This is a genomic window from Paraburkholderia sp. GAS333, from assembly GCF_050435665.1.
In the GTDB taxonomy this organism is placed as follows: Bacteria; Pseudomonadota; Gammaproteobacteria; order Burkholderiales; family Burkholderiaceae; genus Paraburkholderia; species Paraburkholderia fungorum_A.
This window is the reverse complement of record NZ_JBNDKS010000003.1, coordinates 626,886-651,791: the sequence shown is the minus strand read 5'-3', so window position 1 is coordinate 651,791 and position 24,906 is coordinate 626,886. Positions and strand designations below refer to the sequence as shown.

Below are 24,906 nucleotides of genomic sequence, written 5' to 3'. Positions count from 1 at the left end.
TGTTTTACCGTTGACGCGTGCGTGCATGTCGCCCCACGCGCTGCAATATCTGCCGATCGTGCAGCATGCGCCACGCCGCGCATGTGCCGTTCGGCAATCTGCCGAGGGGCGTGATGCTTTCGAATTTGCTGGTACAGCTGGTCAACGGACTCGCCGATGCGTCGACGTTGTTTCTCGTCGCCGCCGGCTTGTCGCTGATCTTCGGCGTGACGCGCATCGTCAACTTTGCGCACGGCTCGTTCTACATGTTCGGCATCTATGTCGCGTACAGCATCGCCAGCCGGTTCGGGCACACGGTGGGGGGATTCTGGTTGTCAGTGCTGGCCGCCGCGCTGGTCGTCGCGGTACTCGGCGCGCTGGTCGAAATGATCGTGTTGCGGCGTATCTACCAGGCGCCCGAATTGTTCCACCTGCTAGCCACTTTTGCACTGGTACTGATCTTTCGCGACGCCGCATTATGGCTGTGGGGCCCCGACGATCTGTTCGGCCCACGCGCGCCGCATCTGACCGGCGCAGTCGAATTTCTCGGTCATCAATTGCCGACCTACGACATCGCGTTGATCGTGATCGGCCCGGTGGTTCTGCTCATCCTCTGGTACGCGCTGACGCGCACACGCTGGGGCACGCTCGTGCGCGCCGCGACCCAGGATCGGGAGATGCTCGGCGCGCTCGGCATCAATCAGGCGTGGCTGTTTACCGGCGTGTTTTTCGTCGGCGCCTTTCTTGCAGGGTTGGGCGGCGCGTTGCAAGGACCGCGCATGTCGGCGAATCTGTCGCTCGATCTCGAGACGATTGGCAATGCGTTCGTCGTGGTCGTGGTCGGCGGCATGGGGTCGATTCCGGGCGCGTTCGTTGCCGCGCTGATCATCGCGGAGATCAAGGCGCTGTGCATCGGCATCGGACACGTGTCGCTGTTCGGCGTCGATCTGTCGTTGAGCCGCTTCACGCTGGTCGCCGAATTCGTGGTGATGGCGATTGTTCTCGTCGTGCGGCCCTGGGGGCTGCTCGGCCGCGCGAGTGCCGCCGTGCGCGGCATGGCTGCGCCGGAAACGCCATTACGTCCCGCAGGAAAGCGCGTGAAGTGGCTCGCGGCAATCGTGCTGCTGGTTCTGGTGCTCGCGCCGCTCGCCGCGGGCGCGTTCCCGTACATGCCGGTGCTGCTGGTTGAAATATTGATCGCGGTGCTGTTTGCAACGAGCCTGCATTTCATCATGGGACCGGGCGGCATGCATTCGTTCGGCCACGCCGCTTACTTCGGATTGGGCGCGTACGGTGCGGCGCTGTTCCTCAAAGTCCTGAATCTGCCGATGGAAGCTGCGTTGCTGCTCGGCCCGTTATTGGCGGTAGCCGGCGCGCTCGTCTTCGGCTGGTTCTGCGTGCGGCTCTCCGGCGTCTATCTCGCGATGCTGACGCTCGCGTTCGCGCAGATCGTCTGGTCCGTCGTGTTCCAGTGGGACGACGTGACGGGCGGCAGCAACGGGCTGCTCGGGCTGTGGCCGTCGAACTGGCTGGCGTCGCCGGTGGCGTTTTATTACCTCACGCTGGTTTGCGCGGTGATCGGCGTATGGCTGTTGCGCAGAATGTTGTTCTCGCCGCTGGGCTATGCAATGCGCGCGTCGCGCGATTCCGTGCTGCGCGCCGAGGCGATCGGGATCGACGTGAAGCGCGTGCAGTGGGCGGCGTTCGTGATCGCGTCGCTGTTCTGCGGGCTCGCCGGATCGCTGTATGCGTTCTCCAAGGGCACGATTTCGCCGGAGGTGATCAGCGTGAGCCGCTCCGTCGACGGCCTTGTGATGGTGCTGCTCGGCGGTTTGCAGACGCTCAGCGGGCCGATTGTCGGCGCGGCTGTCTTCACGTGGCTGCAGGACACCGTCGCGCGACAAACCGACTATTGGCAGGCGCTGCTCGGCCTCGCGATCCTGCTGCTGGTGATTGCGTTTCCGCAGGGTATCGTCGGCTTTATCCGCGAACGTTTCGGCGACCCCGGTGACGATACCGCCGATCAGCGCGACAGCAGCGCGGCGACGCCTTCGCAACGCGCGGCTGCGATCAAGGAGGGGCTATGAGTTTGCTGCGCGTCTCCTCGTTGTGCAAATCATTTGGCGGCTTGAAAGCGGTAGACAACGTTTCCTTCGATCTCGAAGCAGGTCAGCTATTGGCGCTGCTCGGACCGAACGGTGCGGGCAAATCCACCTGCTTCAACATGGTCAACGGTCAACTGTCGCCGTCGTCCGGTTCGATCAGGCTGAACGATCATGAACTGGTCGGCATGCGTCCGCGCGATATCTGGCGGCTCGGCGTCGGCCGCACTTTCCAGATCGCCGCGACCTTCAATTCGATGACCGTGCTTGAGAACGTGCAAATGGCGCTGGTGTCGCGCGAACGCAAAACCTTCGGACTCTGGAAGCCCGCAGGCTCGCGCTATGCCGATGAAGCGATCGCGCTGCTCGAACAGGTCGGTATGGCCGCCGACGCGAATCGCGCGTGCGGCGTGCTCGCTTATGGCGACGTGAAGCGCGTCGAACTCGCTATCGCGCTCGCCAATCGTCCGAAGCTGCTGCTGATGGACGAACCCACCGCCGGCATGGCGCCGAAGGAGCGCAACGAATTGATGGCGCTGACCAAGCGGCTCGTCACCGAGCACAAGATCGGCGTGCTGTTCACCGAGCACAGCATGGACGTCGTATTCGCTTACGCCGATCGCATGATCGTGCTGGCGCGCGGCAAGCTGATTGCCGAGGGCGATGCCGAGACGATCCGTAACGACCCGCGCGTGCAGGAAGTGTATTTCGGCACCGGCAAGACTTTTCAGCCGCGTCCGCCGTTGCATGACACGGCGGGCGGTCATCAGGGACAGGGAGCGCTGCAATGAGCGAGCCGATGCTGAAAGTCTCCGGCCTCAACGCGTTTTATGGCCGCGCGCATATTCTGTTCGATGTCGGCCTCGAAGTCGGACGCGGAGAAGTGGTCGCGCTGATGGGCCGCAACGGCGCAGGCAAATCGACGACGATGAAAGCCGTGATGGGACTGCTGCCGCGCCGCCAGGGCGAAGTCACGTTTCGCGGACAGAACATCACGGCATTGCCGCCGTACAAAATCTCGCGGATGGGCATGGGTTTCGTCCCCGAAGATCGACGGGTGTTCGCGGATCTGACCGTGATGGAAAACCTCGATACGGGCCGTCAGCCACCGCGCGAAGGCGCGCCGCGATGGACGCCGGAAAAGCTGTTCCGGCTCTTCCCGAATCTCGGCGAAATGCCGACGCGTCCCGGCGGACAGATGAGCGGCGGCGAGCAGCAGATGCTGACCGTCTCGCGCACGCTGATGGGCAATCCGTATCTCGTGTTGCTCGACGAACCGTCAGAAGGCGTGGCGCCGGTGATCGTCGAACAGATGGCCAACATGATTCTCGAACTCAAGCGCGAAGGGCTGTCGATTCTGTTATCCGAACAGAATCTGCACTTCGCCGAGCTGGTCAGCGACCGCGCGTATGTGCTCGAAAAAGGGCAGATCCGCTTCAGCGGCACGATCGGCGAACTCGCACAGAACGAAACAGTCAGGCGCGCTTATCTGAGCGTGTGATTCCGTTGGCGCGCGTGGCGTGCATCCTCGACGCATGTAACGCGTAGCCGGGCAGTCGTTGCGAAAGGAGAGGCAGATGGCAGCAGAGACGTTGACGGGTTTGTCGGGCAAGGTCGCTATCACGAACATCGGGCTGCTGTTATCGGGCGATATCGACCGGCCGATTCTCGACGCGACCACGCTGGTGATCGACGACGGCGTGATCGTCGCGGTCGGCCAGGAGAAGGATTGCGACCTCGAAGGCGCGAAGACCACGATCGATTGCAAGGGCACGACGGTTGCGCCCGGCCTGATCGACTCGCATGTGCATCCTGTATTCGGCGACTGGACGCCGCGCCAGAATCAGATGGGCTGGATCGAATCGAACCTGAACGGCGGTGTGACGACAATGATCTCGGCCGGTGAAGTGCATCTGCCTGGCCGCCCGAAAGACGTGCTTGGCGTGAAGGCGCTGGCGATTACCGCGCAACGGTCGTTCGAAGGGATGCGCGGCGCGGGTGTCGGCGGCGGCGTCAAGGTGATGGCGGGTGCGCCGGTCATCGAGAAGGGCATGGTCGAAGAGGACTTCAAGGAGCTGTCCGAGGCGGGCGTGAAGCTGCTGGGCGAAGTCGGGCTCGGCAGCGTGAAGGGCGGCGAGGAAGCCGCGCAGATGGTCGCGTGGGCGCGCAAGTACGGCATTCAAAGCACGATTCACACGGGCGGTCCGTCGATTCCGGGTTCGGGGCTGATCGATCGCGATGTGGTGCTCGCGGCGGACGCCGACGTGATCGGCCATATCAACGGTGGGCATACATCGTTGTCGTATAAGCATGTGTGCGATTTGTGCGAGCAATCGAGCCGCGCATTGGAGATCGTTCACAACGGCAACGAGCGGATCGCATTGCTGACCGCGCGTCATGCAATCGAATTGAAGTGCCCGCACCGGATCATTCTCGGCACCGACAGTCCCGCAGGGTCCGGCGTGCAACCGCTCGGCATCCTGCGAATGATCGCGCTGATTTCCAGCCTCGCCGACGTGCCCGCTGAAATCGCGTTCTGCTTCGCCACCGGCAACACCGCGCGTCAACGCAATCTGCGCCAGGGGTTGATCGAAGTGGGCCGTCCCGCTGATCTCGTCTTCATGGACCGCGCGCAACACACGGCCGCCGATACGCTGCTCGAAAGCGTCCAGCTTGGCGATATTCCCGGTGTGGGCATGGTGATGATCGACGGTCTGATCCGCTGCCGCCGCAGCCGCAACACGCCGCCGGCCACTGAAGTGCCGGTCGTGCTGTGAGTACGCGCCGACACGCGTGGGCGGCATCGCGATGACACGCTCCGCGCCACTGGTGCTGAACGTGAACGGCGCGACGCACCTCGTCCACGCCGATGCCGACACGCCCTTGCTCTACCTGTTGCGTAACGACCTCGCGTTGAACGGGCCGAAATTCGGCTGCGGTTTGGGCGAGTGCGGCGCATGCACGGTGTTGCTCGACGGCGTGCCGACGCGCGCCTGTGTGACGACCGCAAAGGTCGCACTGGGCCGCGACATCACGACGCTCGAAGGACTCGGCACGCGCGCCGCGTTGCACCCCGTACAACAGGCGTTTATCGAAGAACAGGCCGCGCAATGCGGCTACTGTCTGAACGGCATGATCATGACGGCCAAAGCATTGCTCGATCGCGATCCACAGCCGAGCGTCGCGACGATCCAGCGTGAGTTGTCGCGCAATCTGTGCCGCTGCGGCACGCATGTCGAGATCGTGCGAGCGGTGCAACGCGCTGCGCAATTGCTGGCCGCGCAAGCTGCGCCAACTACTGCGCCGCTCGTGCATGAAGGAGCGCGCACATGACCGGCCCGGACGTCAGCGTCGATCGACGCACGCCGCCGCCATCGCGCAAACAGCTCTATGACGCGCAAAGCGTGCTGATCGTGACGCGTCCGCCGCAAGGTCCGGTGAAGGCCGCGATCGGACAGCCGGGTTCGCGTTCGTCGTTCGTGCCGACCGAGGCGGATCTGTTTCTCGTCGTGCGTGATGACGGCAGCGTGGTTGCATTCAACGGTCACGTCGATCTCGGGACGGGTATCGGCACGGCGCTCGCGCAGATCGTCGCGGAAGAACTGGATGTACCGCTCACGCGCGTATCGATCGTGCTCGGCCACACGGGTGAAGCGCCGAATCAGGGGCCGACGATTGCCAGCGCGACGATTCAGATTTCGGCGGTGCCCTTGCGGCAGGCGGCGGCGCAAGCGCGTCAATATCTGCTCGCCGAAGCGGCAGCGCGTTTGGGCGCTGATGCTGACCAACTGGATGTGCAGGATGGCAAAGTATTTCTGCATGATGCAAAAAGCGAAGGCGTCGCCGCGAAAAGCATTCCCTATGGGGAGCTGGTCAGCGGACGGCGCGTCGAACTGAAACTCTCCGCCGATGCGCCGTTGAAGTCGCCCGACCAGTACAAAGTCGTGGGCAGGAGCACGCCGCGCGTCGACATCCCCGCGAAGGCAACGGGCGAGCTGATTTTCGTGCACGACGTGCGCGTGCCCGGCATGTTGCATGGCCGCGTGGTGAGGCCGCCGTATGCGGGCATTGCGCAGGGCGACTTCATGGGCAATAGCCTGCTGCACGTCGACGAAAACTCCGTCAGCGAGTTGCCCGGCATCGTCAAGGTCGTGGTGATTCGCGATTTCGTCGGCATCGTCGCCGAGCGAGAAGAAGTCGCGCAGCAAGCGGTAAAACGACTGGACGTGCAGTGGAAAACGGTTGAGGGTTTGCCATCGCTTGAAACGAGCGAGGAGGTGGAAGCCGCGTTGCGCGCGAATCCTGCTACACGTCGTGATCTTTTGATCGACGGCGATGTGGATGCCACGCTCGCGCAAGACCCTGTGCGCACTCTGGAGCGTACGTATGTATGGCCGTTCCAGATGCACGCGTCGATTGGGCCGTCGTGCGCGGTCGCCGATTATCGTGAAGGCGCGTTGAAGGTCTGGTCGGGCACGCAGAATCCGCATTCGCTACGCGCCGATCTCGCATTGCTGATGGCAATGGACGAGGCGCACATCGAGATCGTGCGAATGGATGCCGCAGGATGCTACGGCCGCAATTGCGCGGACGACGTCGCCGCCGACGCCGCGTTGCTCTCGCGTGCAACCGGCGCGCCGGTTCGCGTGCAACTGTCGCGCGAAGACGAACACACGTGGGAGCCGAAAGGCGCCGCGCAATTGATGGATGTGCGCGGCGCGTTGAGCGCGGAAGGCGAACTGGCCGCGTACGATTTCGCGACGCGTTATCCGTCGAACGATGCGCCTACGTTGGCGCTGTTATTGACCGGCACGATCCCCGCGCAGCCGCAGGTGTTCGAAATGGGCGACCGCACGGCCGTGCCGCCGTACGACTATCGCAGCATGCGGATCGTTTGCGACGATACGCCGCCGATCGTGCGTGCTGCCTGGTTGCGCGGCGTGTCCGCGTTGCCGAACACGTTCGCGCACGAGTCGTTCATCGACGAGCTCGCGGCCGAGGCGGGCGTCGATCCCGTCGAATTCCGGCTGAGGCATCTGACCGATCCGCGCGCGGTCGATCTGGTCAAGGCGGTCGCGGAAAGAGCGGGCTGGGAGCCGCGCGATCCATCGGCAACGCGGGAGCAGGAAGGCGATATTGCACGGGGCAGGGGCATCGCGTACGCCCGCTACGTGCATAGCAAATTTCCCGGCTTCGGCGCGGCGTGGTCCGCGTGGATCGCCGACGTCGAAGTCAATCGCAAAAGCGGCGAACTCGCGGTGACGCGCGTGGTGGTCGGCCAGGACACCGGCACGATGGTGAATCCAGACGGCGTGCGTCATCAGATACACGGCAACGTGATTCAGGCGACCAGCCGTGCGTTGAAAGAGCGCGTGACGTTCGGTGAAAACGCGGTGACGAGCCAGGAGTGGGGCGCGTATCCGATCCTGACATTCCGCGAAGTGCCGGTGATCGACGTGGTGATGATGCCGCGTCACGGCGAGCCGCCGATGGGCGCGGGCGAATCCGCGTCGCTGCCCGGCGCGGCGGCAATTGCCAACGCGCTTTTCGACGCGACAGGTGTGCGTTTTCGCCGACCTCCGTTCACGCCGGAAACGATCCGAGCGGCGCTTGCCGATGCGCAGGCCGAAGACGCCGCAGCCCGCAGGAAAAAGCGCTGGCGACTGGGTTTTCTCGGCGCATTCGCAGCGGGCGCGGCGGGCTGGCTCGGTGCGTTGTCGCTCACGCCGCACGCGATCGCACCGATCACGCCGCCGCTTGCCAGCGCGTTCGCCCCCGATCTGGTGGCACGCGGCAAGGTGCTCGCATCGCTCGGGAATTGCGCGGTTTGCCATACCGCGCATAACGGCGTGCCGAACGCGGGCGGCAAACCGCTCGCGACGCCGTTCGGCACCGTCTACAGCACCAACATCACGCCGGACGGCCAGACCGGAATCGGCAACTGGTCGTTGGAAGCCTTCGTTCGCGCGATGCGGCAGGGCATCAGTCGTGACGGTCACCGGCTGTATCCGGCGTTCCCGTACACGTCGTTCAGGAACACTTCCGACGACGACCTCAAAGCGCTCTACGCGTATCTGATGTCGCAAACGCCGGTGCGCTCACGGCCGCCCGAAACGAAGCTCGCGTTCCCGTTCAGCGTGCGCCCGCTAATGGCGGCATGGAATGGCCTGTTCCTCGGACGCACCACGTTCAGCGCGGACGCGGCCCAAAGCGCGCAATGGAATCGCGGCGCGTATCTCGTGAACGGCCTCGGCCATTGCAGCGCGTGTCACTCGCCGCGCAACGCGTTCGGCGCCGAGAAAACCGGTGCGGCTTTCATGGGCGGCGGTGTTGCGGACGGCTGGGAAGCGCCCGCTTTATCCACGCTTTCGAACGCGCCCGTTCCGTGGAGCGAGGACGAACTGTTCAGCTATCTGCGTCACGGTCACGCGCCGTTGCACGGCGTTGCAGCGGGGCCGATGGCGCCCGTCGTCGGCGATCTGGCGGCGCTGCCCGACAGCGATATTCGCGCGATGGCGACGTATCTCGCGTCGCTCAGTCCGCTCGAGGCGAACGCCGATCCGCAGGCGGTCGCGCGTCAATACGAGCAGGCCAGCGCGATTAGCGGCGCGCCGTCCACGCTGGGCGCGCGTCTCTTTGACGGTGCTTGCGCCGCGTGTCATCACACGGGCAGCGGGCCGCAACTGTTCGGCGCGCATCCGTCGCTCGCGCTTAACACGAATCTGCACAGCGCGACACCCGATAACCTGATCCGCGTGATTCTCGACGGCATCGGCTCGCCTGCGCGCCCCGAACTCGGTACGATGCCGGCTTATCGCGACAGTTTCAACGACGCCCAGGTGGCCGAACTCGTGTCGTACCTGCGTCAGCAATTCGCCGGTGGCAAACCCGCGTGGCAGGACGTCACGGCAAGCGTCGCCAGAATTCGCGCGACGTCGCCAGCGGAATGAAACGCCGGCCGTTTTTTCGCCTGATATAAAGCGGAAAAGCGCGCGGAACAGCGAGCGCAACAACAACGAACAGCTTTCACGCAATCCTTCTGATAACGGAGAAACGCATGACCACGCGCGCAGGATGGATCTCTCGCCTCACGGTGTCGACGGTGTTCTCGTTTGCCGCCTTGGGCGCGAGCGCACAGCAGACCATCAAGATCGGCGAGATCAACAGCTACAAGGCGCAGCCCGCCTTTCTCGGGCCTTACAGGAACGGCTGGAATCTGGCGCTCGAGCAGGTGAATGCAGCGGGCGGCGTGCTAGGCAAACAACTCGAAGTCGTGTCGCGCGATGACAACGGCAACCCCGGCGACACGATTCGCGCCGCACAGGAGTTGATCGCGGGCGAGCAGGTGCAGTTGCTGTTCGGCGGCTTCCTGTCGAACACGGGCCTTGCGTTGAGCGACTTCGCGAAGCAGAAGAAGATTTTCTTCCTCGCCGCCGAGCCGTTGACCGACAAGATCGTCTGGGCCGATGGCAACAAATACACGTACCGTCTGCGTCCTTCGACGTATATGCAGGTGGCGATGCTGGTGCCCGAAGCGGCGAAGCTGCACAAGAAGCGCTGGGCACTGGTGTATCCGAACTACGAGTACGGGCAGTCGGCGGTCGCGACGTTCAAGAAGCTGCTGACGGCGGCGCAGCCCGACGTGCAGTTCGTCGTCGAACAGGCGACACCGCTCGGCAAGGTGGATGCGGGGGCGGTCACTCAGGCCATTGCCGATGCGAAGCCGGACGCGATTTTCAACGTGCTGTTCGGCGCGGATCTCGGCAAGTTCGTCCGTGAAGGCAATACGCGCGGTCTCTTCAAGAACACCAGTGTGGTGTCGTTGCTGACCGGCGAGCCGGACTATCTCGACCCGCTAGGCGCTGAAGCGCCGACCGGCTGGATCGTCACCGGCTACCCGTGGTATTCGATCGATACGGCCGCGAACAAGAAGTTCGTCGACGCGTATCAGGCGAAGTATCACGACTATCCGCGCCTGGGTTCGGTGGTCGGCTATTCGGCGCTGATGTCGATTGCGGACGGCATCAAAAAAGCGGGTTCGACCGATCCGGACAAACTCGCCGCTGCGTTCAAGGGCTTGAATGTCGATACGCCGTTCGGGCCGATCATGTACCGCGCGCAGGACAACCAGTCGACGATGGGTGCGTATGTCGGCGTGACGGCGGTGAAGGACGGCAAGGGCGTGATGACGTCGTACCGCTATATCGATGGCGCGAGCGTGCAGCCATCGGATGCCGAAGTGAAGAAGCTGCGGCCGGCGGACTGAAGCGGCCGCCGATGTAACGATGCTTCGTGTTTGAAGGCCTGCGGCGCGTGACGCCGCAGGCTGTATTGAAGGAGCGTCTCAGGCTCCATGAAAAAGCGCAGTGCCGCCTGCTCACTCTTCCGCGTCGTGCTCGATCACGAAGCGCTTCAGATAAGCCAGCACGGCCGCCTCGACAGCGCGGTGATCCGCAGTGCTTTTGGACCCCGCATTCTCTTCGTCGCCGAACAATGTGGACGGCGCGTTGTGCACATCCACCTCCTGGCCTTCGCGAAACACGCGAATCTCGTGAACGTCTTCGGCGTATTCGGCGATCCAGTGCACGCCTTCGATGTGCGCACCTGCGCGAACGGTCGGTATCTTCATGTGACGTCTCCCGTCGGGCCGGACCACGGCGCCAACCCTTGCTGACACCATACGCCGTCCTTCCGGCGCGCGCGAGTGCTGCGCGGCAATTCGCGCGAATCCCGCTGCGATTCGAATCGATTGGCGAATTTCTGTCGAAAGTAAGCGGATTCTTTTGAATTGATGGCGAGTGACTTTGAAACTTGCTAGGCTTCACGTTGAGCGTGGGTTTCCAATCCGCCGCTCTCAATCTGGGCACACGTTGCGGGCGTTCAGATCGCGCGGCACAGCCGTTGCTGCATGACAAAACACACCTTAGCCAAACTGGAGGACCGTCATGCCCGAGCAGAAAACCCTCAAGCGTGCCCAGGCCGACAAGCGTGCCGGCAAGGCACCGAGCACCCAGGCGGGAGAGTTCGTCAAGGAACAGGTCGATAAGGTTCGCGCCGGCAAACACGGTGTCAGGTCGGCGAAACAGGCGATTGCGATTGGTCTGTCGGAAGCGCGTCGCGCGGGCGTCGCGGTAAAGTCGCCAAAGAAGGGGACCGCGAGCGAAGCGACCCGCAAGAAAGCGGACAAGGACAACGCCGCCGGACAGCACAAAGGTACGGCAAGAAAGAGCGCGAGTACCGAATCGACTGCGAAGCGCTCACGCGCCGCTAGCAATGCGCTGAAGCGCGAAAGCACGGCGGGCGCGTCGCCCGCGGCGATGGCGAAGCAGACCCGGGCTGCGGCGGCCAGACGTCCGGCCGCTAGCCGCTCGGCGGCGGCGAAGAAGGCGGCTGCGACGAAGGGAGCTGCGGGACGTTCAGCCGCTGCGAAGAAGGCAGCGCATACGCGGGCTTCGCGTGCGCATCATTAGGCTGGAAGGTGGAGGGTGCGCGGCGTGGAGGTTGCCGCGCATCGGGTGAAGCGAGGCGCCCATGTGGACTTCGCAGCGCACTCATTGCCGACTTTCGGCGTGGGGAAAAAGCGGGTAGGGCGATTCTGGAACCTGTCCCGGCGAACGTAGAAGGACCGCATGCGGTCCTTCTACCGAACTGCGTTATTGCACCGTCGCCAGCACGTCCCCTACCGTCTTGAAGATGTGCGCGATCTGCTCTTCGTTGATGATCAGCGGCGGTGAAAACGCGAGGATATCGCCGGTGAATCGCACCAGCACACCCGCCTCGAAGCACTTGACGAACGCCTCGTAAGCCCGCGCGCCCGGTGCGCCGTCGCGCGATTCGAGTTCCACGCCCGCGATCATCCCGAGATTGCGCACGTCCTTCACATGCTTCGCGCCGCGCAGCGAATGCGCGGCGGCTTCGAACGTCGGCGCGAGCGTGGCCGCGCGCTCGAACAGACCTTCGCGCTGATACAGATCCAGTGTCGCTACCGCAGCGGCAGCCGCCGCCGGATGCGCCGAATACGTATAGCCATGGAACAGTTCGATCGCGCCAGGCGCGCCATTATTGACGACCGTGTCATGAATCGTGCGGCTCGCTGCTACTGCGCCCATCGGGATCGACGCGTTGTTGATCGCCTTCGCCATCGTGATCAGGTCCGGCGTCACGCCGAAATACTCGCTCGCCGTTGCCTTGCCGACGCGGCCGAAACCGGTAATCACTTCGTCGAAAATCAGCAGGATGCCGTGCTTCGTGCAGATTTCGCGCAGCTTCTGCAGATAGCCTTGCGGCGGAATCAGCACGCCGGTCGAACCGGCCACCGGCTCGACGATCACGGCGGCAATCGTCGATGCATCGTGCAGCGTGACGATGCGCTCCAGCTCCTCGGCGAGATGCGCGCCCCAAGCGGGCTGTCCCTTCGAAAACGCGTTGTGTTCGAGGTTATGCGTGTGCGGCAGATGATCGACCGCCGGCAGCAGCGCGCCCGAAAACGTCTTGCGATTCGGCGCAATGCCGCCGACCGAAATGCCGCCGAAACCCACGCCGTGATAGCCGCGCTCGCGGCCGATCAGCCGTGTGCGCTGGCCTTCGCCGCGCGAACGGTGATAAGCCAGCGCGATTTTCAGCGCGGTATCGACCGATTCGGAACCCGAGTTGGTGAAGAAGATGCGGTCCAGCCCTTTCGGCATCAGTTCGGCGACCTTGGTGGCCGCTTCGAACGCGAGCGGGTGGCCCATCTGGAACGTCGGCGCGAAGTCGAGCGTCGACAGTTGCTGGGTGATCGCAGCGACGATTTCCTCGCGGCCGTGGCCCGCGTTCACGCACCACAAACCCGCGCAGCCGTCGAGCACTTCGCGCCCGTCCGTGCTGCGGTAATACATGCCCTTGGCCGATTCCAGCAGGCGCGGCGCGGCCTTGAACTGACGGTTGGCGGTGAAGGGCATCCAGAACGAGGACAGGTCGTCGATCACGGGGCGCGAAGTCATGGGTATCTCCGGAAAGTGGCGCCCCATGGGAACCTGCGTCGGGGCATGGCGAAACTGTAGCGTCCGCGGTTTAATGGCGGCATAAACAGTTGACGTAGTGTGGTGCTAACTGTATTGGTGGATTGCTGCCAACTGTGTCGATCGATGCAGCCCGCAGTTTTCGTTTCCGACTTCGCCTGAATCCATGATCGAACTAGAACTTGAGCGCGACCGGCGCGCGGCCCCCACGCTTGTCGAGCAGGTCGTACAAGGCTTTGCGAGCGCCATCGAGGCGCAGTCGCTGCGCGCGGGCGCGTTGCTGCCGTCGGTGCGGCAACTGGCGCAGAGCCACGAACTGAGCACCTTTACGGTGACCGAGGCTTACAACCGTCTGGTGTCGATGGGCCTCGTGATCGCGCGGCGCGGCTCCGGTTATCGCGTGGCGGCGCGCTCGCAGCCGGTGCGTCCGGCCGCGACCCACTGGCAGCCGCCGAGCCTCACCGCGACCTGGCTGCTATCCGACGTATTCGCCGATCATTCGGTGCCGATCAAGGCCGGCGGCGGCTGGCTGCCGAACGAGTGGATCAACGAGACAGGCTTGCAGCATGCATTGCGCGCGACCAGCCGGGTGCCGGCGGCGCGTCTCGGCGATTACGGGCACCCGTACGGTTTCGCGCCGCTGCGTGAGCGGATCGCGGAGCAGCTCGACCGGCGCGGCTTGCCCGTGGACGTCTCCAACGTGCTGCTTACGCAAGGCGCGACTCAGGGGCTCGATCTGATCGTGCGCACGTTGCTGCGCGCGGGCGATGCCGTGATCGTCGAAGATCCCGGTTATTGCAACCTGCTGCAGATTCTGAAGCTCGCCGGACTGGTGGTGCATGGCGTGCCGCGTACGCCGTCGGGCATCGATACGGAGGTGCTCGAAGCGCTGGTCGCGCAGCACAAACCGAAGGCGATCTTCGTCAACACGACCTTGCAGAATCCGACTGGCGCGACGTTCGGCATGTCCGCCGCGTTCCGTCTGCTGCAGATCGCCGAACGTCAGCGTATGTGGGTGATCGAGGATGACGTGAGCCGCGAACTCGCGCCGTCCGGTGCGCCGCTTTTTGCCGCGATGGAAGGCTTGCAGCGCGTGCTGTATGTCGGCGGATTTTCGAAAACGGTGACGCCGGGGTTGCGCTGCGGCTACGTGGTCGCCGAGCAGGCAGTGCTGCGCGAACTGGCGCGCACGAAGATGGCGGTGGGTTTGACGTCGTCGGAAGCGATCGAGCGGATCGTCGACAAGGTGTTGCTGGAGGGGCGTTACGCGCGTCACGTCGAAACCGTCAACGAGCGTCTCAAACTGGCGCACGCGACGGTCGAGGAGCGGCTCGATTCGCTGGGTCTTGAGGTGTTTCACCGGCCGCGCGCGGGGTTGTTCCTGTGGGCACGTTTGCCGATCGAGCCGGAGCGCGCAGGCGAAGTCGCGACGGCGGCGCTGACGCACGGTATCTGGCTCGCGCCCGGCTCCTACTTCCGTCCAGACGACGCCCCGAGCGCGTGGTTCCGCTTCAATGCCCCATACTCGACCGACGACGCGTTGTGGCGCTTCATCGAGCGAGTCGGGCAGGGAAAATTATGACGGCGAGGGCCGCGGTCAGCCGCCGTGGCCCAGCAGTTTCAGCGCGATCGGATAGAGCGAGAACACCAGCAGCAGCGCCATCACGATGTTGAAAATGCGCAGCCGCTTCGGGTCCGACAGGACCTCGCGCATGGCCGTGCCGAAACCGGCCCACAGGCAGATGCACGGAAAGCCGATCACGTAGAACACGACCGCCATCGCGACCGCGTTCATGCTGTAGCTCTCGCTGAGGTGGACGGTCGTGGCGGCGGTCAGCACCATCATCCATGCCTTCGGATTCACCCATTGGAACGCGATGGCCTCGTGGAATTTCATCGGGCGGCGCTCGCCGTTTTTCACTTTCAACTCGCCCGACGTGCCGATTTTCCACGCGAGATACAGCAGATACGCGACGCTCGCGACTTCAAGCACCGTGTACAGCACGGGAAAATGGACAAAAGCTTCGCCGAGGCCGATACCGACCGACAGCATCAACAGGACAACGCCGGCGCTAATGCCGGACAGATGCGGCAAGGTGCGGCGAAAACCGAAATTCACGCCCGAGGCCAGCAGCATCGTGTTGTTTGGGCCGGGCGTGACGGAGGTGACGAGCGCGAACAGGATTCCGGCGGGCAGCGCGCTGAGGCTTAAGTAAGACATTGAAGCTCCGGGGTCGGCGGTAGAACGGTGAAGTCATTCTAGCGACATGGCCCGGTACAGTACCTGTACGGTTTGTGAGATGGTGTCCGGTACGGGTTTCGCCGTATGCATTGTCTGGAGGCTCGTGCTGTCGATGGAAAATAGAAGCGTTTCTCCGCCGCTGAAAATTTATCCCGCGCGGTCAGGGTGCGGCTCCCTGCAAGGCTCTGCCAACACGGCCTAGAAACGCTTTTATTGCTGTCCTCAATCAGCCATTTCTTAACAGCGAAAACGCCCCTCAGAAAAATCCAATTTCCTTGTCAAATCCCGCTTGAGACGCGTTCTCCACCGTCTCCCACCTCCCTATCTCTGGCGCGTTCCCCTTCCCAAAGCGCCTTGGACAGAGTTGTCACCGCTGGCCCGCAACTCGCAAATTTGTCGTTGTGGCAATGCAAAGGCGCAAGTCGCCCCGCACACGGAAAGCTCGCCCGCCGTACCGGGAACTTCCCGATGGACTGGTTCGACGCTCGTTGAGAAAGCTGCAAGAGCTCGCGAAGGGCGAGTTCTTGAGACGAAGGGCTGCGCGGTCGCATTGCGCGAAGAGAACAAACTTGTGCGGGTAGCAGCATGGCGCGACGTCCATCCATCGAAACCCGCGCAACGCAGCGACGGACGACCGCGAACCTCGCATAAAAAGCAATGAGTCAGCTAACGTAACGTGTTTGACAATCGTCGTCTCAATCACGAATGAAGCTGTAGTTCGCCGTACTCGCCGCATCCTTCTCGGCCGCTGCAATTAGTAGCACCCTCACACCCGCCGCCGCTGACGTCCTAAACCTCCAGCACTGGGCCGCAGCCGCCACCGCGAAGTCCACCAGCTTCCAGAGTGACGCGTCCTACCAGCTGTCCTTCGTACCCGATGGCGCGCATTGCCAAGACCTCCTCGATTCTGCAATCGACGAACGGGTTAGCAATTGCGCGTGCAGGCCTACTCGTTCACGAGCGCATTGATTGCATCAGCAATCGAGCGTGCGAAGGACTGCGGCGTCGACGAGAAGGTCATCCTCGACAAAAGCTAGGTCTCGCGGAAGTATCCCGGAGCGGCCTACCTGCGCAACGCCGGCATTGATGTCGTCATCGACACCAAGCCGGCAATCGCGCACAACAAGGTCATGATTTTCGAGTGAAAGGCCTTGTTAGTTAGCTATTTCAACTTCGCAAAAGCGACGCAGCGGCAGAACCTGGAGAATGGCATTCCTGTTCGCGATGACGACGCGCTGACGATGGTATATCTCGCGAACAGTCATCGACAGCCCGATGCTTTAGCTCGGGCTTGCCTCGATAGCCTCAACTTGCGCGCAAAGCGTACTATCTTGCCGTTACTGCCTCTTCCCTAATCGCCAATTGCCTATTTTGGTAAGCGGCTTCCGTTTCAACGACACAGAACCGCCACCCTTCAGCGTTCTTTTAGTGAAGCAATCAACTCGCGATTTCCAGTGGCTCAAAATGGTCTGCTGAGTAGACGAGCAGGCAGCTAAACCGCGGCCGGTCAGCTTTCATCGGTTTGCCGACGCCGCCTCTTCCTCTGCGATTTCCTGTGCGAGTCGGTCGACAATAGCTAAGGCTGGGGCAAGGTTGCGCTGGGCAGCAAGTGCGCGAAGGAGTTCAAGATGCTCCCGTTTCTTTTTTAAGGTACGAATTTCATAGAATTGCCTCAGATACTTTTCCGCTACCCTTCTTCCCGATGCAAAGCTGTCTGATAGCCTCGCTGAATTGAGAATAGAAATTTTGCAAACATCAATAGTTATCTTTCCTTTCGCGCTACCAGAAACAGGCACGATTCGGCTGATTTCGTCAAATTTAAGATGATGTGCCCAATCATCTAAATGCGGGTGAACTATCTTATAGCTAACCGACTGGATTGGAACCCTGTCAGTCTTCGTGCCCTCTTCGAGCACAGATTTTTTATTCTTTGCGCGATTGCAAGGACGGCATGAGGCTGCGAGGTTATTCGGGTCGAACATAAATTGCGGGTAAGTGTTCTTGTCGAGAACGTGTTCGGCGTCGAAGGTGCTATGGTCACTTGCAAGTTCGAAACTGCAATAGCAACAGCGTCGCCCCTGCTCAGCGCGATAATACTCTTTGATTTCAGCCTTGAAACGCTTGAAGAATGGCTTGACTTCCTCGGGATGCGATTCCCAGTAATGTACGTCTGCAGCGCCGCCTTCGCGCAATGTAGCATGCTGCTCAGGCGAAACGCTTTCAAGTGCTATCAATGGAGTTGCTCTGTTGCGAGTTTCAGCTTGCATATACTTACTCCCCACCAACTTTAACCAACCGAATCGCTCGCTGTATCAGGTCTAAATCTTCCTTTTGAGTGACGATGCCTTGCGAATTTTGATAAAGAGACTCGAGCCACTCAAGGCGAACGAGGGTCTCCTTGCGAATTTCGGAGCTTGCTGTCTCCGACACGGAGACCATCTCAAATAGTTCGTTCGCAAGATACGCGCTACCAGTTACCGGCGTGCCAAACACTTCGAGCAGAGTACCTTCGACGGAAGCGTGTGACTGGTCCCGAAGAGGATGATTCATCTGAAAGTTGGGAGTATCTGCCCGTAGCTGAATCACCTCAAAGTCACGTTTCAAAGCACTCTGTACGATTAGGGGTGAGTGAGTTGCGATTATCACGTGACAGCCTTCAAATGGCTGCAGAATTGCGTCGAGGCGTTCAAAAAAGCCCATTTGCCATGTGGGGTGGAGGCTGAGTTCCGGCTCGTCTATCAGAACAAGGGAGTTTGAGCTCAACTCACCAAAAAGACCGAATAGAGAGCAAAGCATCTGCTGTTGTCCAGAGCTCGCGTCGGCCAAGTCAATCTGTTTCCTTAAGTGTGGGTAGAGCTCACAACGTTCCAACGTCAAGGCGTCTAGTCGCCGCAAAAGCGACAATGCTTTCAAAGCCGCGTAGTTTAAAGATGCTTGTTTTTCCCTGAAATCCAAAACGAACTGGAATCCGTCTCTATCAAGATATCGCTCCAATGCGCTCAGGACATTTTCTAATAAGTTGGACAATGACTCGATGCCGGTGTCGCGTATTTCGCGTCGAAGTGATAAATCCACGCTAATTCCATGGACATTCGAAGCAAAGGTCTTTTTCCCAGAAAGTAAGTCTCTTAGATGGCCTTGGGTATAAGCCGAAAACAAACTTTCACCTATCGCGTTCTTCCGATACTGGAGATTTATTCGCCTTTCGAATCGAAGTGAGTCCAGCACGGACCCAAGATTTTGGGTTTGCTCAGGTGCCTCAGAGAGGCGAAAAATGCCTTGCTCGAGCGTGAGCTTACCGAGTGGGCCACCGACGACTTGCGTCCCACTATGGATACCAATAGTGCGATAGAGGCATTGCTCCGTGGTCTGGTTGGCATAGACATCGAAAAGTGTTCGAGTATCTCGTTTTGGCGGTGCGAATCGCGAGAACGGGCTGAACGTCTGCGCAATGACCCGCGGTGGAAAGTTTTGTTCGTCATACGGTCCCCAAGTTGGAGCTAGGGGTGTATCAATCTTCCAACGCACGTGGAGGTGCTCCGGTGCCTGTTCCTGGGGCAACCGCGAGAACCAGTCGGACAATGTCTTTAATATCTCAGTCTTGCCAGAGCCATTCGGGCCCGTTATGACGGAAACTTGATTAGATTCTCGAGTTCGACTGGAAAATTTCAACTTACAGCGAGGCGAAGACACCTCTTCGATACGGAACATTACGCTTTTTCCTTTTTTCGTAGCGTATAAATCAGTGGTAGTTACAATTTTATGTGGAATGTGTCTGAATCTCTATCGAATTTGTGCATAAGTCAGCATATCGGTAGAACGGATATATGCAATTCGCTTAGATTCACGCTGGAAAAATGGCCCTTCTGCTGAGCCTTTATGGGTGAAACGTTTGCGAGCAGCTCAAATAACGACAGAGTCAAACGCAGGATTGATGCTAGTTCGAAGGCGTAGGCACGAAAGGCTAGAATCAACTGCTATGTACCTCCCCCGCGTGTCACGTCATATCCTTCGCGAACCGGAGCGCGGCCGGTCCGCGCAACTGAACGCCAAGCCTACGGAGCCTTAGTGATGAACATGGCTACGGGCCTTCCTTTAATAGAGTGCCCCATCGGCCGGCTTAATACTGAAACAACGTGCGCAATTAACACGTCGGATTCGGAAATAAATTTCCTGTACCTGGCGTGACTTTTTTTAGTTTTCGTAGTTCTCGGTGCTGCTCTTATTCGATAGTTTCGTGTTGGGCAAGGGAAACCGCTTTTATCCTAGTTGCTGAGGGGAGGCCATATTACGCAAGGTGTCGGCAGGCAGGTGCTCACGGGCCTAACATTCGTAGTAGCATTGTTAGCCACCGACTACGGGTCGGCCGTCGTCACTACCCTTATTTGAACATGCGACGGATAAACACGAGTACGCTCAGGAAAATCAAGATGCCCGCAAAGAGAACGGACTCGGTGGTGAAAACACTACTGATGCTGTGGTCTCGCACGATGTAAGCGTTGGCATTACACCGGGTTTCGGCGTAGTGTGGCCCATCACAATGTTGATTGACCAAACGCTGTTGGGCATTGTTACCTGCGTCGCGCGCCAGCGGGAGGAGGGTGCTTGCGACCAAGCCACCCGCCAAGCCAGTGCCAAGCGCTATGTCGGCGTCCCTTTCAGCCTTTCTCTTTTGAGTACAAGAGCCCTGGTAAAGGTCACGGTACTTGTCGGATTTTCGCTGAATCTTCCGCAGATGCCGTCCGGTCGCGGGGCTGGGGCAACTCATGCTATGAGAAGCATCGCATACGAATAAAAGTGCAGATATGTGCCGACTCAAACGACGGTTGCCACAGTCCCCAGCGAACTCGTTTGAACTTCTGGCGTAATCAATCACAAGTACACTTTCGTTAAGCCCGCGAAGCGGGCTTGAGTGCGGCTTCAGGATAACTGCAATGCTGCCGTCAGGATGCATCTCGTACCGCAAGCTTGCCGGTTCCTCTTGCTCAAAAGTGACCGACGTTCCGTTAGCAAACGGAAGCGAACTAGATGAATACAAGGTTTCGCTGCTGGCCACTATCTCGAATCCGGGCAGCTTATTCCATTCGCTATTTGTCGCGGAGCTGCTAAATGTGTGTCGTTCCGTCGGACACGCTGTCAGAGTCTTTGCAAGTGCCTGAAGGCGCGTTTGTATATCGACTCTCCACGTGAGCTCCGACGCCTCAGCTAGGAAATTGGAACGTCGTTCACGTTCATAAATGCGGGCGGCTTCTTGTTCGATGCTCTTCATTTCAATATTTTGTTCTCGGTGTATTTCGCTTCAAATTGAAGCGATATTTCTTGCCTCGAAGTGTGGCGATTCCGGGTGGGGAGCGATAGCCATCCATGCGTTTATATCGGCCAAAATGAAGAATCCTTTATATCTTATCCGTCAACTGGTTCTCGACCGGTTCGACGGAAATAGATGACTATTTGGCAGTCTGCAAGCTTTTGCTGGAGTGTGCTAGCGAGGTACTGCGTGTTGCTGAGCGCGTCGGCACAACAAGGGTGGTCGAGTGTAGATGAACGTATGAGCAGAGTGTTGACCGCATATTGTCGGCGGCATCAAATCGACCTCTCCCCGCTTCAGCAAATCTTCGCCGCAGTCCGGCTTTCATCCACGTCGAGTCAAGACCGGGTCGTCACAGATGTAACCCCTGATTCGAAAACCCGAAAAGTCGTTCGCTGTTGCGGGTGCACGCCTGCGCCACGACAAGTTCGTCGACACCGTGCAACTCCGCGATGGCACGCGCAATCCAAATAAGGTTTGCTGGTTCGTTGTACGGTCTGCGCTTCTTCGCGTTCTTGGGACCGAGATACGGCGCATCGGTCTCGAGATGCAGCCTGTCTAGTGGAGTGCTCTTCACCGCTTCTCGCAGAGTCTGTCCGCGTGCAAGGTCGGTCACCCAGCCCGTGACGCCAATGTCGAGCCCCAGTTCGACGAACGCTTCGGCTTCATCTTCGCTGCCGGTGAAGCAATGTACGACCCCACGCGCTCCGCCTGCGACGGCATCTCTCATCATCGCAAAGAAGTCATCGAAGGCATCCCGGCAATGTAGGAACAGCGGCTTGCCAGTATCGGCTGCTAGTTCGAGTTGAGCCCCAAAGGCTCGACGCTGGTTGGCAGGCGTCGAAAAGTTGCGATTGTAGTCAAGCCCAGTCTCACCAACCGCGACACATGCCGGGTCTTCCAGTAACGTGAACAGGAGTTCAAGCGCTGTGTCATTCCAGCCGTCCGCTGAATGCGGATGCACACCCGCAGTCGAATATAGATAACCGGGGTGTTGGTGCGCAAGTGCGAGCTCTGACTGGCTGGACTCGACGGAGGTGCCTGTTGCAAGGATGGCACCCACGTTTGCGTCCTTCGCTCGCGCGATGAGCTCGGGCGCGAGGCCCGTCAACTGCTTGGAATGGAAGTTCACTCCGATGTCTACGAGGGGCGTGGCAAGAGTCATCAGGGGTTTCGAGTGTGAGTTCGAGAAGGGCAAAGCTGTTCGCGCCGCTTTGTCCAAAGCGCGTGCTAGGGTCACCTGTGCGACGAGAGTTTATGCGAAATGCAGTGTCATCGGAACGCAGCGCTTGCGGGAGCGGCGCGATGAGGCGGCCGCATCGCGCGCATCGCTAAGAACCCTGACTGTTTCGTGGATAGGCACGAGTTCTATGATGAACCTGAAAATGGATTCACCCACTTCACGAACATCAGCAGGCACATTGTGCCCGGCATCTGCTGCCTGGATGATGGCACACCGCACATCGTTAAGTTCGATGGGAAGACTTTCCTAGCCTTTAAGGAGCGAGTGGCGGAGTCGTCACAAACGTCCAACATTCCCGAAACGATGTGAAAATTGCCGGCATCTTGGTGTCAGCGAGTGCGTCGATTGTTCGGTTCATTCCGTCGTATGTAGTCGTAGACGCTCTCGCCAGATTGGCGCAATCCAAAAAAAACGGAGGTCGACCCGAATTTTCGGGAGCCGACGGCCGAGGGAAAGGACTTCCTCGAGGAAATGGCGCGAGTTATGAACAACCGCTAAGTCTCCGCTCACCCCGACACTCATCGTTGCGTTGCGAAGCTGCTAAACCGCTCGCTTCGAAAGTCACAAGCGCGCGCGATGAATGCGAACGGGCCAAGCGTCTTGCGGTAAAACAACAACCTCAACAGTCGTCGCGCCCGCTTCTTCACCGAATTTCTGGGCGGCGTTCTTCGAGCCGTCAAATAAACCTCGAAGGTTGGTTATCGAGCCGTTCAAGTCGCGCAGCGTGTTGCCGCCGACAGCAACATGGACCGCGGCAGACCGCAAACAGCTCCGGCGTGCCGGTATTAACTCTCTGCTGGTTATCGATGGAAAAGTCTGTTTTCCTCTCGGTGGCATCACCTCAGCGGCGACTTCGACCTTGGCTGTCGAGGCTCAAGGGCAGCTACGCAAAGACCTCAAGTCCATTGCAGAACACGTGCTCAACAGTCAAGAATTTATGAGCGTCATCCCTTCGGATGCGAAGCCCGAAGAGTCGTTCTCTTTGGCTTTAACATCCCGTGGGACTACGTCGATTTGCGAAAGTACAAACTCGGGAGGGCCATTTGCAGATGCAAAGCATGACGGCACGGATGGTCCATTTGCGCGCTTGGGGTATGTCTTTACTGCGCCATGGATTAAGGCGGCCTTAGCTGCAAAATGCGAGCCTCCGCGGGAATAAGAAGGCGAGGCGCACAACCCTCTTGCGAGAATTCGCAATTTATGATTTCATCTTGACTGTGCAGCCCGGAGCCAGTCAGTTGCGCAACCGCTTTCGGGCGGGTACGGCAAATCCGGTGTAGGCCATCTACGGTGGCTATGGCTTGAACAACCCCGTGACCGCCCATTCAGGCAAACGGCAACGCGCAGCGCCTCAGATTGTAAGCCTGAACTGAGCGACCGATACGGAGTTGTGCCATGGCACACGCTGATTCTCTGCGCGCATCCGCGCAATCCGCTGCAACCGTCCTCTGCTCTTATCTCGCCGCAAAAGGCCAAACGCTCGCGCTGGCATCCGCTATTGAGATTTGCAACCGTCTGCCTCTGGCGGGTCAGAATGATATCAAGCCTTTGGCACGGCCGCTTCGCGTCGCGCTGAGCGAACACGCTATCACGCTGAAGCAGTCGCATGCTCTCGAGGTGCTGGCGCGAATTGCTGGGCACGACTGCTACATGCGAGCCAAGCAGGCCAGCGCTGAACCCGCTGCCGTCTATGTCCTTTTATGCACTGTCGATGGCACGATGCGCCCACCAACAGGTTTCCCTTCTATTGGGGAGGCGGTCACCGCCATGCTGGGGACTGCAATCGAGCTCATACCGTCACGTAGCCAAAGTGCATTTTGCACGATGTCGCGCTATGAAAGCGGAGTGCAGTTAGAGATGAGCCAGCAAAGCGGCTCGTGGCTCACCATCCAATTGATTAAATTCCGCGAGGACAGCTTGAGCCGCGAAAGTGTCGTTCCGCTGCCGCTCGGCGAGGAATCGCTACGAGTAGCCCTGCGGAAGATTGTCGGTGGTATCGAACATGCGCGCCCAGCAACCCTGGTTGTTCGCGGCACCGTTGCGGACACGCTCCCTCCGACGTTCTGTGCAGCCTTCCATTTGACAGCTCTTACGAACAGAGCAGCACGTCTGGTATCTGACGAACGCGAGTTGTTTCTTCTGTTTGACGCGACAGGCTGCGACCGGATTCGCTCAGACCATGGTGACTGTATTGTCGAGGGGCGAGACGAGAGCTATCGCGTTGAAGTCGCATGGGTTGATGTCACCGGCGCTGACCAGCAGGGAAGAAAGACGGAACTTACGACGACGATGCAGAGTGTATTTGACCGATACACACGGTATCGACAAGCGCTGCCGGGAACCGTCTCCGAGGCTTTGCTTTCCGTTGGCGGCTCCAGTAACTTAGGCTGGAGTGCGCACGCGGACTATAAAGTCATCGAGTCGTTGAGCGCTGAGCAGGGCAAGACCATTGCAGACCTTGCAGCCATGGTCGGCGTCGAGTTCCGCGATGTGATGCGGATAAAGGACTTCGAGCTTGCAGCTCCTTCGCTCATTATCGAGCTTGCGGTCGCTCTGACTGTTGCTCCGAACAAGCTGCTCCTGGAACGCGAGCACAGTCTTGGTTTCTCTGCGGACAACGCTGAGCAGTTCACCAGAATGGTCTCAGGAGCCATGGCTTATCGTTGCATCGAAGGTGATTCGCTCGGCGCATTGCACCTCGCCGAAGCCCGTAGGTTCCTCGAAACGGCCAAGGACATTGCTGAAATCATCGCGTTTGACTCAGGCGATTTTGCAATGATGGACGGTGACGAAGCGACAGAGCCGACGTCTCGTCACGACGCTATGGCCGCTGAGCTGTTGGAGGACGCGTGTGCTTGCGGCGTCAAGCTCATATTCAGTCGCGAAGTAGAGTTCGTGCCGACCGGTAACAAAACAGTCGATGGCGGATTTCTGGCGATGAACGTGCTCACGATTTGCGCAGAGCGAAGCGACGGTGCCAAGCCGGCTATGTGGTCGACAATAGACTAGCCTCTGAATCCTCCAGAAGGCGA

Annotated in this window: 18 protein-coding genes; 11 read left to right on the top strand and 7 right to left on the bottom strand. The window is 60.0% G+C overall.

From position 1 onward, the window contains the following. Nucleotides 1–113: 113 nt before the first annotated feature. The 7 genes from ABH945_RS18620 (at nt 114) to ABH945_RS18590 (ending at nt 10,347) form a co-directional block, all read left to right on the top strand. A complete protein-coding gene (locus tag ABH945_RS18620; protein WP_074771201.1) occupies nt 114–2,066 on the top strand; it encodes an ABC transporter permease in 1,953 nt (650 codons plus the stop codon). Then, complete coding sequence (locus ABH945_RS18615) at nt 2,063–2,872, top strand: ABC transporter ATP-binding protein (RefSeq protein WP_429251490.1); 810 nt, start codon at nt 2,063–2,065, stop codon at nt 2,870–2,872. The genes ABH945_RS18620 and ABH945_RS18615 overlap by 4 nt, the downstream gene beginning before the upstream one ends. After that, nucleotides 2,869–3,582: an ABC transporter ATP-binding protein gene (locus ABH945_RS18610; RefSeq protein WP_074770212.1), complete on the top strand. Its 714-nt coding sequence runs from the start codon at nt 2,869–2,871 to the stop codon at nt 3,580–3,582. Before ABH945_RS18615 ends, ABH945_RS18610 begins: the two co-directional genes overlap by 4 nt. Before the next feature lie 76 nt (nt 3,583–3,658). After that, nucleotides 3,659–4,858, top strand: a complete 1,200-nt coding sequence (locus tag ABH945_RS18605) for an amidohydrolase family protein (RefSeq protein WP_429251489.1) — start codon at nt 3,659–3,661, stop codon at nt 4,856–4,858. A 31-nt stretch (nt 4,859–4,889) separates the two neighbouring features. Further along, nucleotides 4,890–5,414 (top strand): (2Fe-2S)-binding protein, encoded by a 525-nt coding sequence (locus tag ABH945_RS18600; RefSeq protein ID WP_429251488.1) that lies wholly within the window; start codon nt 4,890–4,892, stop codon nt 5,412–5,414. After that, a complete protein-coding gene (locus ABH945_RS18595) occupies nt 5,411–9,031 on the top strand; it encodes a molybdopterin cofactor-binding domain-containing protein (protein ID WP_429251487.1) in 3,621 nt (1,206 codons plus the stop codon). Before ABH945_RS18600 ends, ABH945_RS18595 begins: the two co-directional genes overlap by 4 nt. 107 nt (nt 9,032–9,138) lie before the next feature. Beyond that, nucleotides 9,139–10,347 (top strand): ABC transporter substrate-binding protein, encoded by a 1,209-nt coding sequence (locus ABH945_RS18590; RefSeq protein ID WP_429251486.1) that lies wholly within the window; start codon nt 9,139–9,141, stop codon nt 10,345–10,347. A 111-nt stretch (nt 10,348–10,458) separates the two neighbouring features. Here ABH945_RS18590 and ABH945_RS18585 read toward each other — a convergent pair whose 3' ends face one another. Continuing rightward, nucleotides 10,459–10,710, bottom strand: coding sequence for a hypothetical protein (locus ABH945_RS18585; RefSeq protein ID WP_007178046.1), 252 nt, complete (start codon nt 10,708–10,710; stop codon nt 10,459–10,461). Nucleotides 10,711–11,026: 316 nt separating this feature from the next. Between ABH945_RS18585 and ABH945_RS18580 the strand changes: the two genes are divergently transcribed. Continuing rightward, nucleotides 11,027–11,551 (top strand): DUF6496 domain-containing protein, encoded by a 525-nt coding sequence (locus tag ABH945_RS18580; protein ID WP_429251485.1) that lies wholly within the window; start codon nt 11,027–11,029, stop codon nt 11,549–11,551. Between the two features lie 183 nt (nt 11,552–11,734). Here ABH945_RS18580 and ABH945_RS18575 read toward each other — a convergent pair whose 3' ends face one another. After that, complete coding sequence (locus ABH945_RS18575; protein WP_429251484.1) at nt 11,735–13,063, bottom strand: aspartate aminotransferase family protein; 1,329 nt, start codon at nt 13,061–13,063, stop codon at nt 11,735–11,737. 184 nt (nt 13,064–13,247) lie between these two features. Here ABH945_RS18575 and ABH945_RS18570 point away from each other — a divergent pair, with 184 nt between their 5' ends. Further along, nucleotides 13,248–14,663: a PLP-dependent aminotransferase family protein gene (locus tag ABH945_RS18570; protein ID WP_429251483.1), complete on the top strand. Its 1,416-nt coding sequence runs from the start codon at nt 13,248–13,250 to the stop codon at nt 14,661–14,663. A 15-nt stretch (nt 14,664–14,678) separates the two neighbouring features. Here the strand turns inward: ABH945_RS18570 and ABH945_RS18565 are convergent, their stop codons facing one another. From ABH945_RS18565 to ABH945_RS18545, 5 genes are all read right to left on the bottom strand, one after another. Beyond that, on the bottom strand, nt 14,679–15,302 hold the full coding sequence (locus ABH945_RS18565; RefSeq protein WP_074770198.1) for a LysE family translocator: 624 nt from the start codon (nt 15,300–15,302) through the stop codon (nt 14,679–14,681). 1,535 nt (nt 15,303–16,837) lie between these two features. Further along, a complete protein-coding gene (locus ABH945_RS18560; RefSeq protein WP_429251482.1) occupies nt 16,838–17,590 on the bottom strand; it encodes a hypothetical protein in 753 nt (250 codons plus the stop codon). Between the two features lie 4 nt (nt 17,591–17,594). Beyond that, nucleotides 17,595–19,034, bottom strand: a complete 1,440-nt coding sequence (locus ABH945_RS18555; RefSeq protein ID WP_429251481.1) for an AAA family ATPase — start codon at nt 19,032–19,034, stop codon at nt 17,595–17,597. A 670-nt stretch (nt 19,035–19,704) separates the two neighbouring features. Next, nucleotides 19,705–20,592, bottom strand: a complete 888-nt coding sequence (locus ABH945_RS18550; RefSeq protein WP_429251480.1) for a hypothetical protein — start codon at nt 20,590–20,592, stop codon at nt 19,705–19,707. A 391-nt stretch (nt 20,593–20,983) separates the two neighbouring features. Further along, entirely contained in the window at nt 20,984–21,796 is an 813-nt protein-coding gene (locus ABH945_RS18545) for a TatD family hydrolase (RefSeq protein WP_429251479.1), read from the bottom strand. A 658-nt stretch (nt 21,797–22,454) separates the two neighbouring features. On the opposite strand from ABH945_RS18545, the gene ABH945_RS18540 reads away from it, so the two are divergent. Further along, nucleotides 22,455–23,033 carry a hypothetical protein gene (locus tag ABH945_RS18540; protein ID WP_429251478.1) on the top strand — a complete coding sequence of 193 codons (579 nt, stop codon included), beginning with the start codon at nt 22,455–22,457 and terminating at the stop codon, nt 23,031–23,033. A 236-nt stretch (nt 23,034–23,269) separates the two neighbouring features. After that, entirely contained in the window at nt 23,270–24,883 is a 1,614-nt protein-coding gene (locus ABH945_RS18535; protein WP_429251477.1) for a hypothetical protein, read from the top strand. The last annotated feature ends 23 nt before the right edge of the window (nt 24,884–24,906 follow it).

Bases quoted from the DNA above. Each gene is read 5' to 3' on its own strand.
- ABH945_RS18620 (WP_074771201.1), top strand. From the start codon at position 114: ATGCTTTCGAATTTGCTGGTACAGCTGGTCAACGGACTCGCCGATGCG.
- ABH945_RS18615 (WP_429251490.1), top strand. From the start codon at position 2,063: ATGAGTTTGCTGCGCGTCTCCTCGTTGTGCAAATCATTTGGCGGCTTG.
- ABH945_RS18610 (WP_074770212.1), top strand. From the start codon at position 2,869: ATGAGCGAGCCGATGCTGAAAGTCTCCGGCCTCAACGCGTTTTATGGC.
- ABH945_RS18605 (WP_429251489.1), top strand. From the start codon at position 3,659: ATGGCAGCAGAGACGTTGACGGGTTTGTCGGGCAAGGTCGCTATCACG.
- ABH945_RS18600 (WP_429251488.1), top strand. From the start codon at position 4,890: ATGACACGCTCCGCGCCACTGGTGCTGAACGTGAACGGCGCGACGCAC.
- ABH945_RS18595 (WP_429251487.1), top strand. From the start codon at position 5,411: ATGACCGGCCCGGACGTCAGCGTCGATCGACGCACGCCGCCGCCATCG.
- ABH945_RS18590 (WP_429251486.1), top strand. From the start codon at position 9,139: ATGACCACGCGCGCAGGATGGATCTCTCGCCTCACGGTGTCGACGGTG.
- ABH945_RS18585 (WP_007178046.1), bottom strand. From the start codon at position 10,710: ATGAAGATACCGACCGTTCGCGCAGGTGCGCACATCGAAGGCGTGCAC.
- ABH945_RS18580 (WP_429251485.1), top strand. From the start codon at position 11,027: ATGCCCGAGCAGAAAACCCTCAAGCGTGCCCAGGCCGACAAGCGTGCC.
- ABH945_RS18575 (WP_429251484.1), bottom strand. From the start codon at position 13,063: ATGACTTCGCGCCCCGTGATCGACGACCTGTCCTCGTTCTGGATGCCC.
- ABH945_RS18570 (WP_429251483.1), top strand. From the start codon at position 13,248: ATGATCGAACTAGAACTTGAGCGCGACCGGCGCGCGGCCCCCACGCTT.
- ABH945_RS18565 (WP_074770198.1), bottom strand. From the start codon at position 15,302: ATGTCTTACTTAAGCCTCAGCGCGCTGCCCGCCGGAATCCTGTTCGCG.
- ABH945_RS18560 (WP_429251482.1), bottom strand. From the start codon at position 17,590: ATGCAAGCTGAAACTCGCAACAGAGCAACTCCATTGATAGCACTTGAA.
- ABH945_RS18555 (WP_429251481.1), bottom strand. From the start codon at position 19,034: ATGTTCCGTATCGAAGAGGTGTCTTCGCCTCGCTGTAAGTTGAAATTT.
- ABH945_RS18550 (WP_429251480.1), bottom strand. From the start codon at position 20,592: ATGAAGAGCATCGAACAAGAAGCCGCCCGCATTTATGAACGTGAACGA.
- ABH945_RS18545 (WP_429251479.1), bottom strand. From the start codon at position 21,796: ATGACTCTTGCCACGCCCCTCGTAGACATCGGAGTGAACTTCCATTCC.
- ABH945_RS18540 (WP_429251478.1), top strand. From the start codon at position 22,455: ATGCGAACGGGCCAAGCGTCTTGCGGTAAAACAACAACCTCAACAGTC.
- ABH945_RS18535 (WP_429251477.1), top strand. From the start codon at position 23,270: ATGGCACACGCTGATTCTCTGCGCGCATCCGCGCAATCCGCTGCAACC.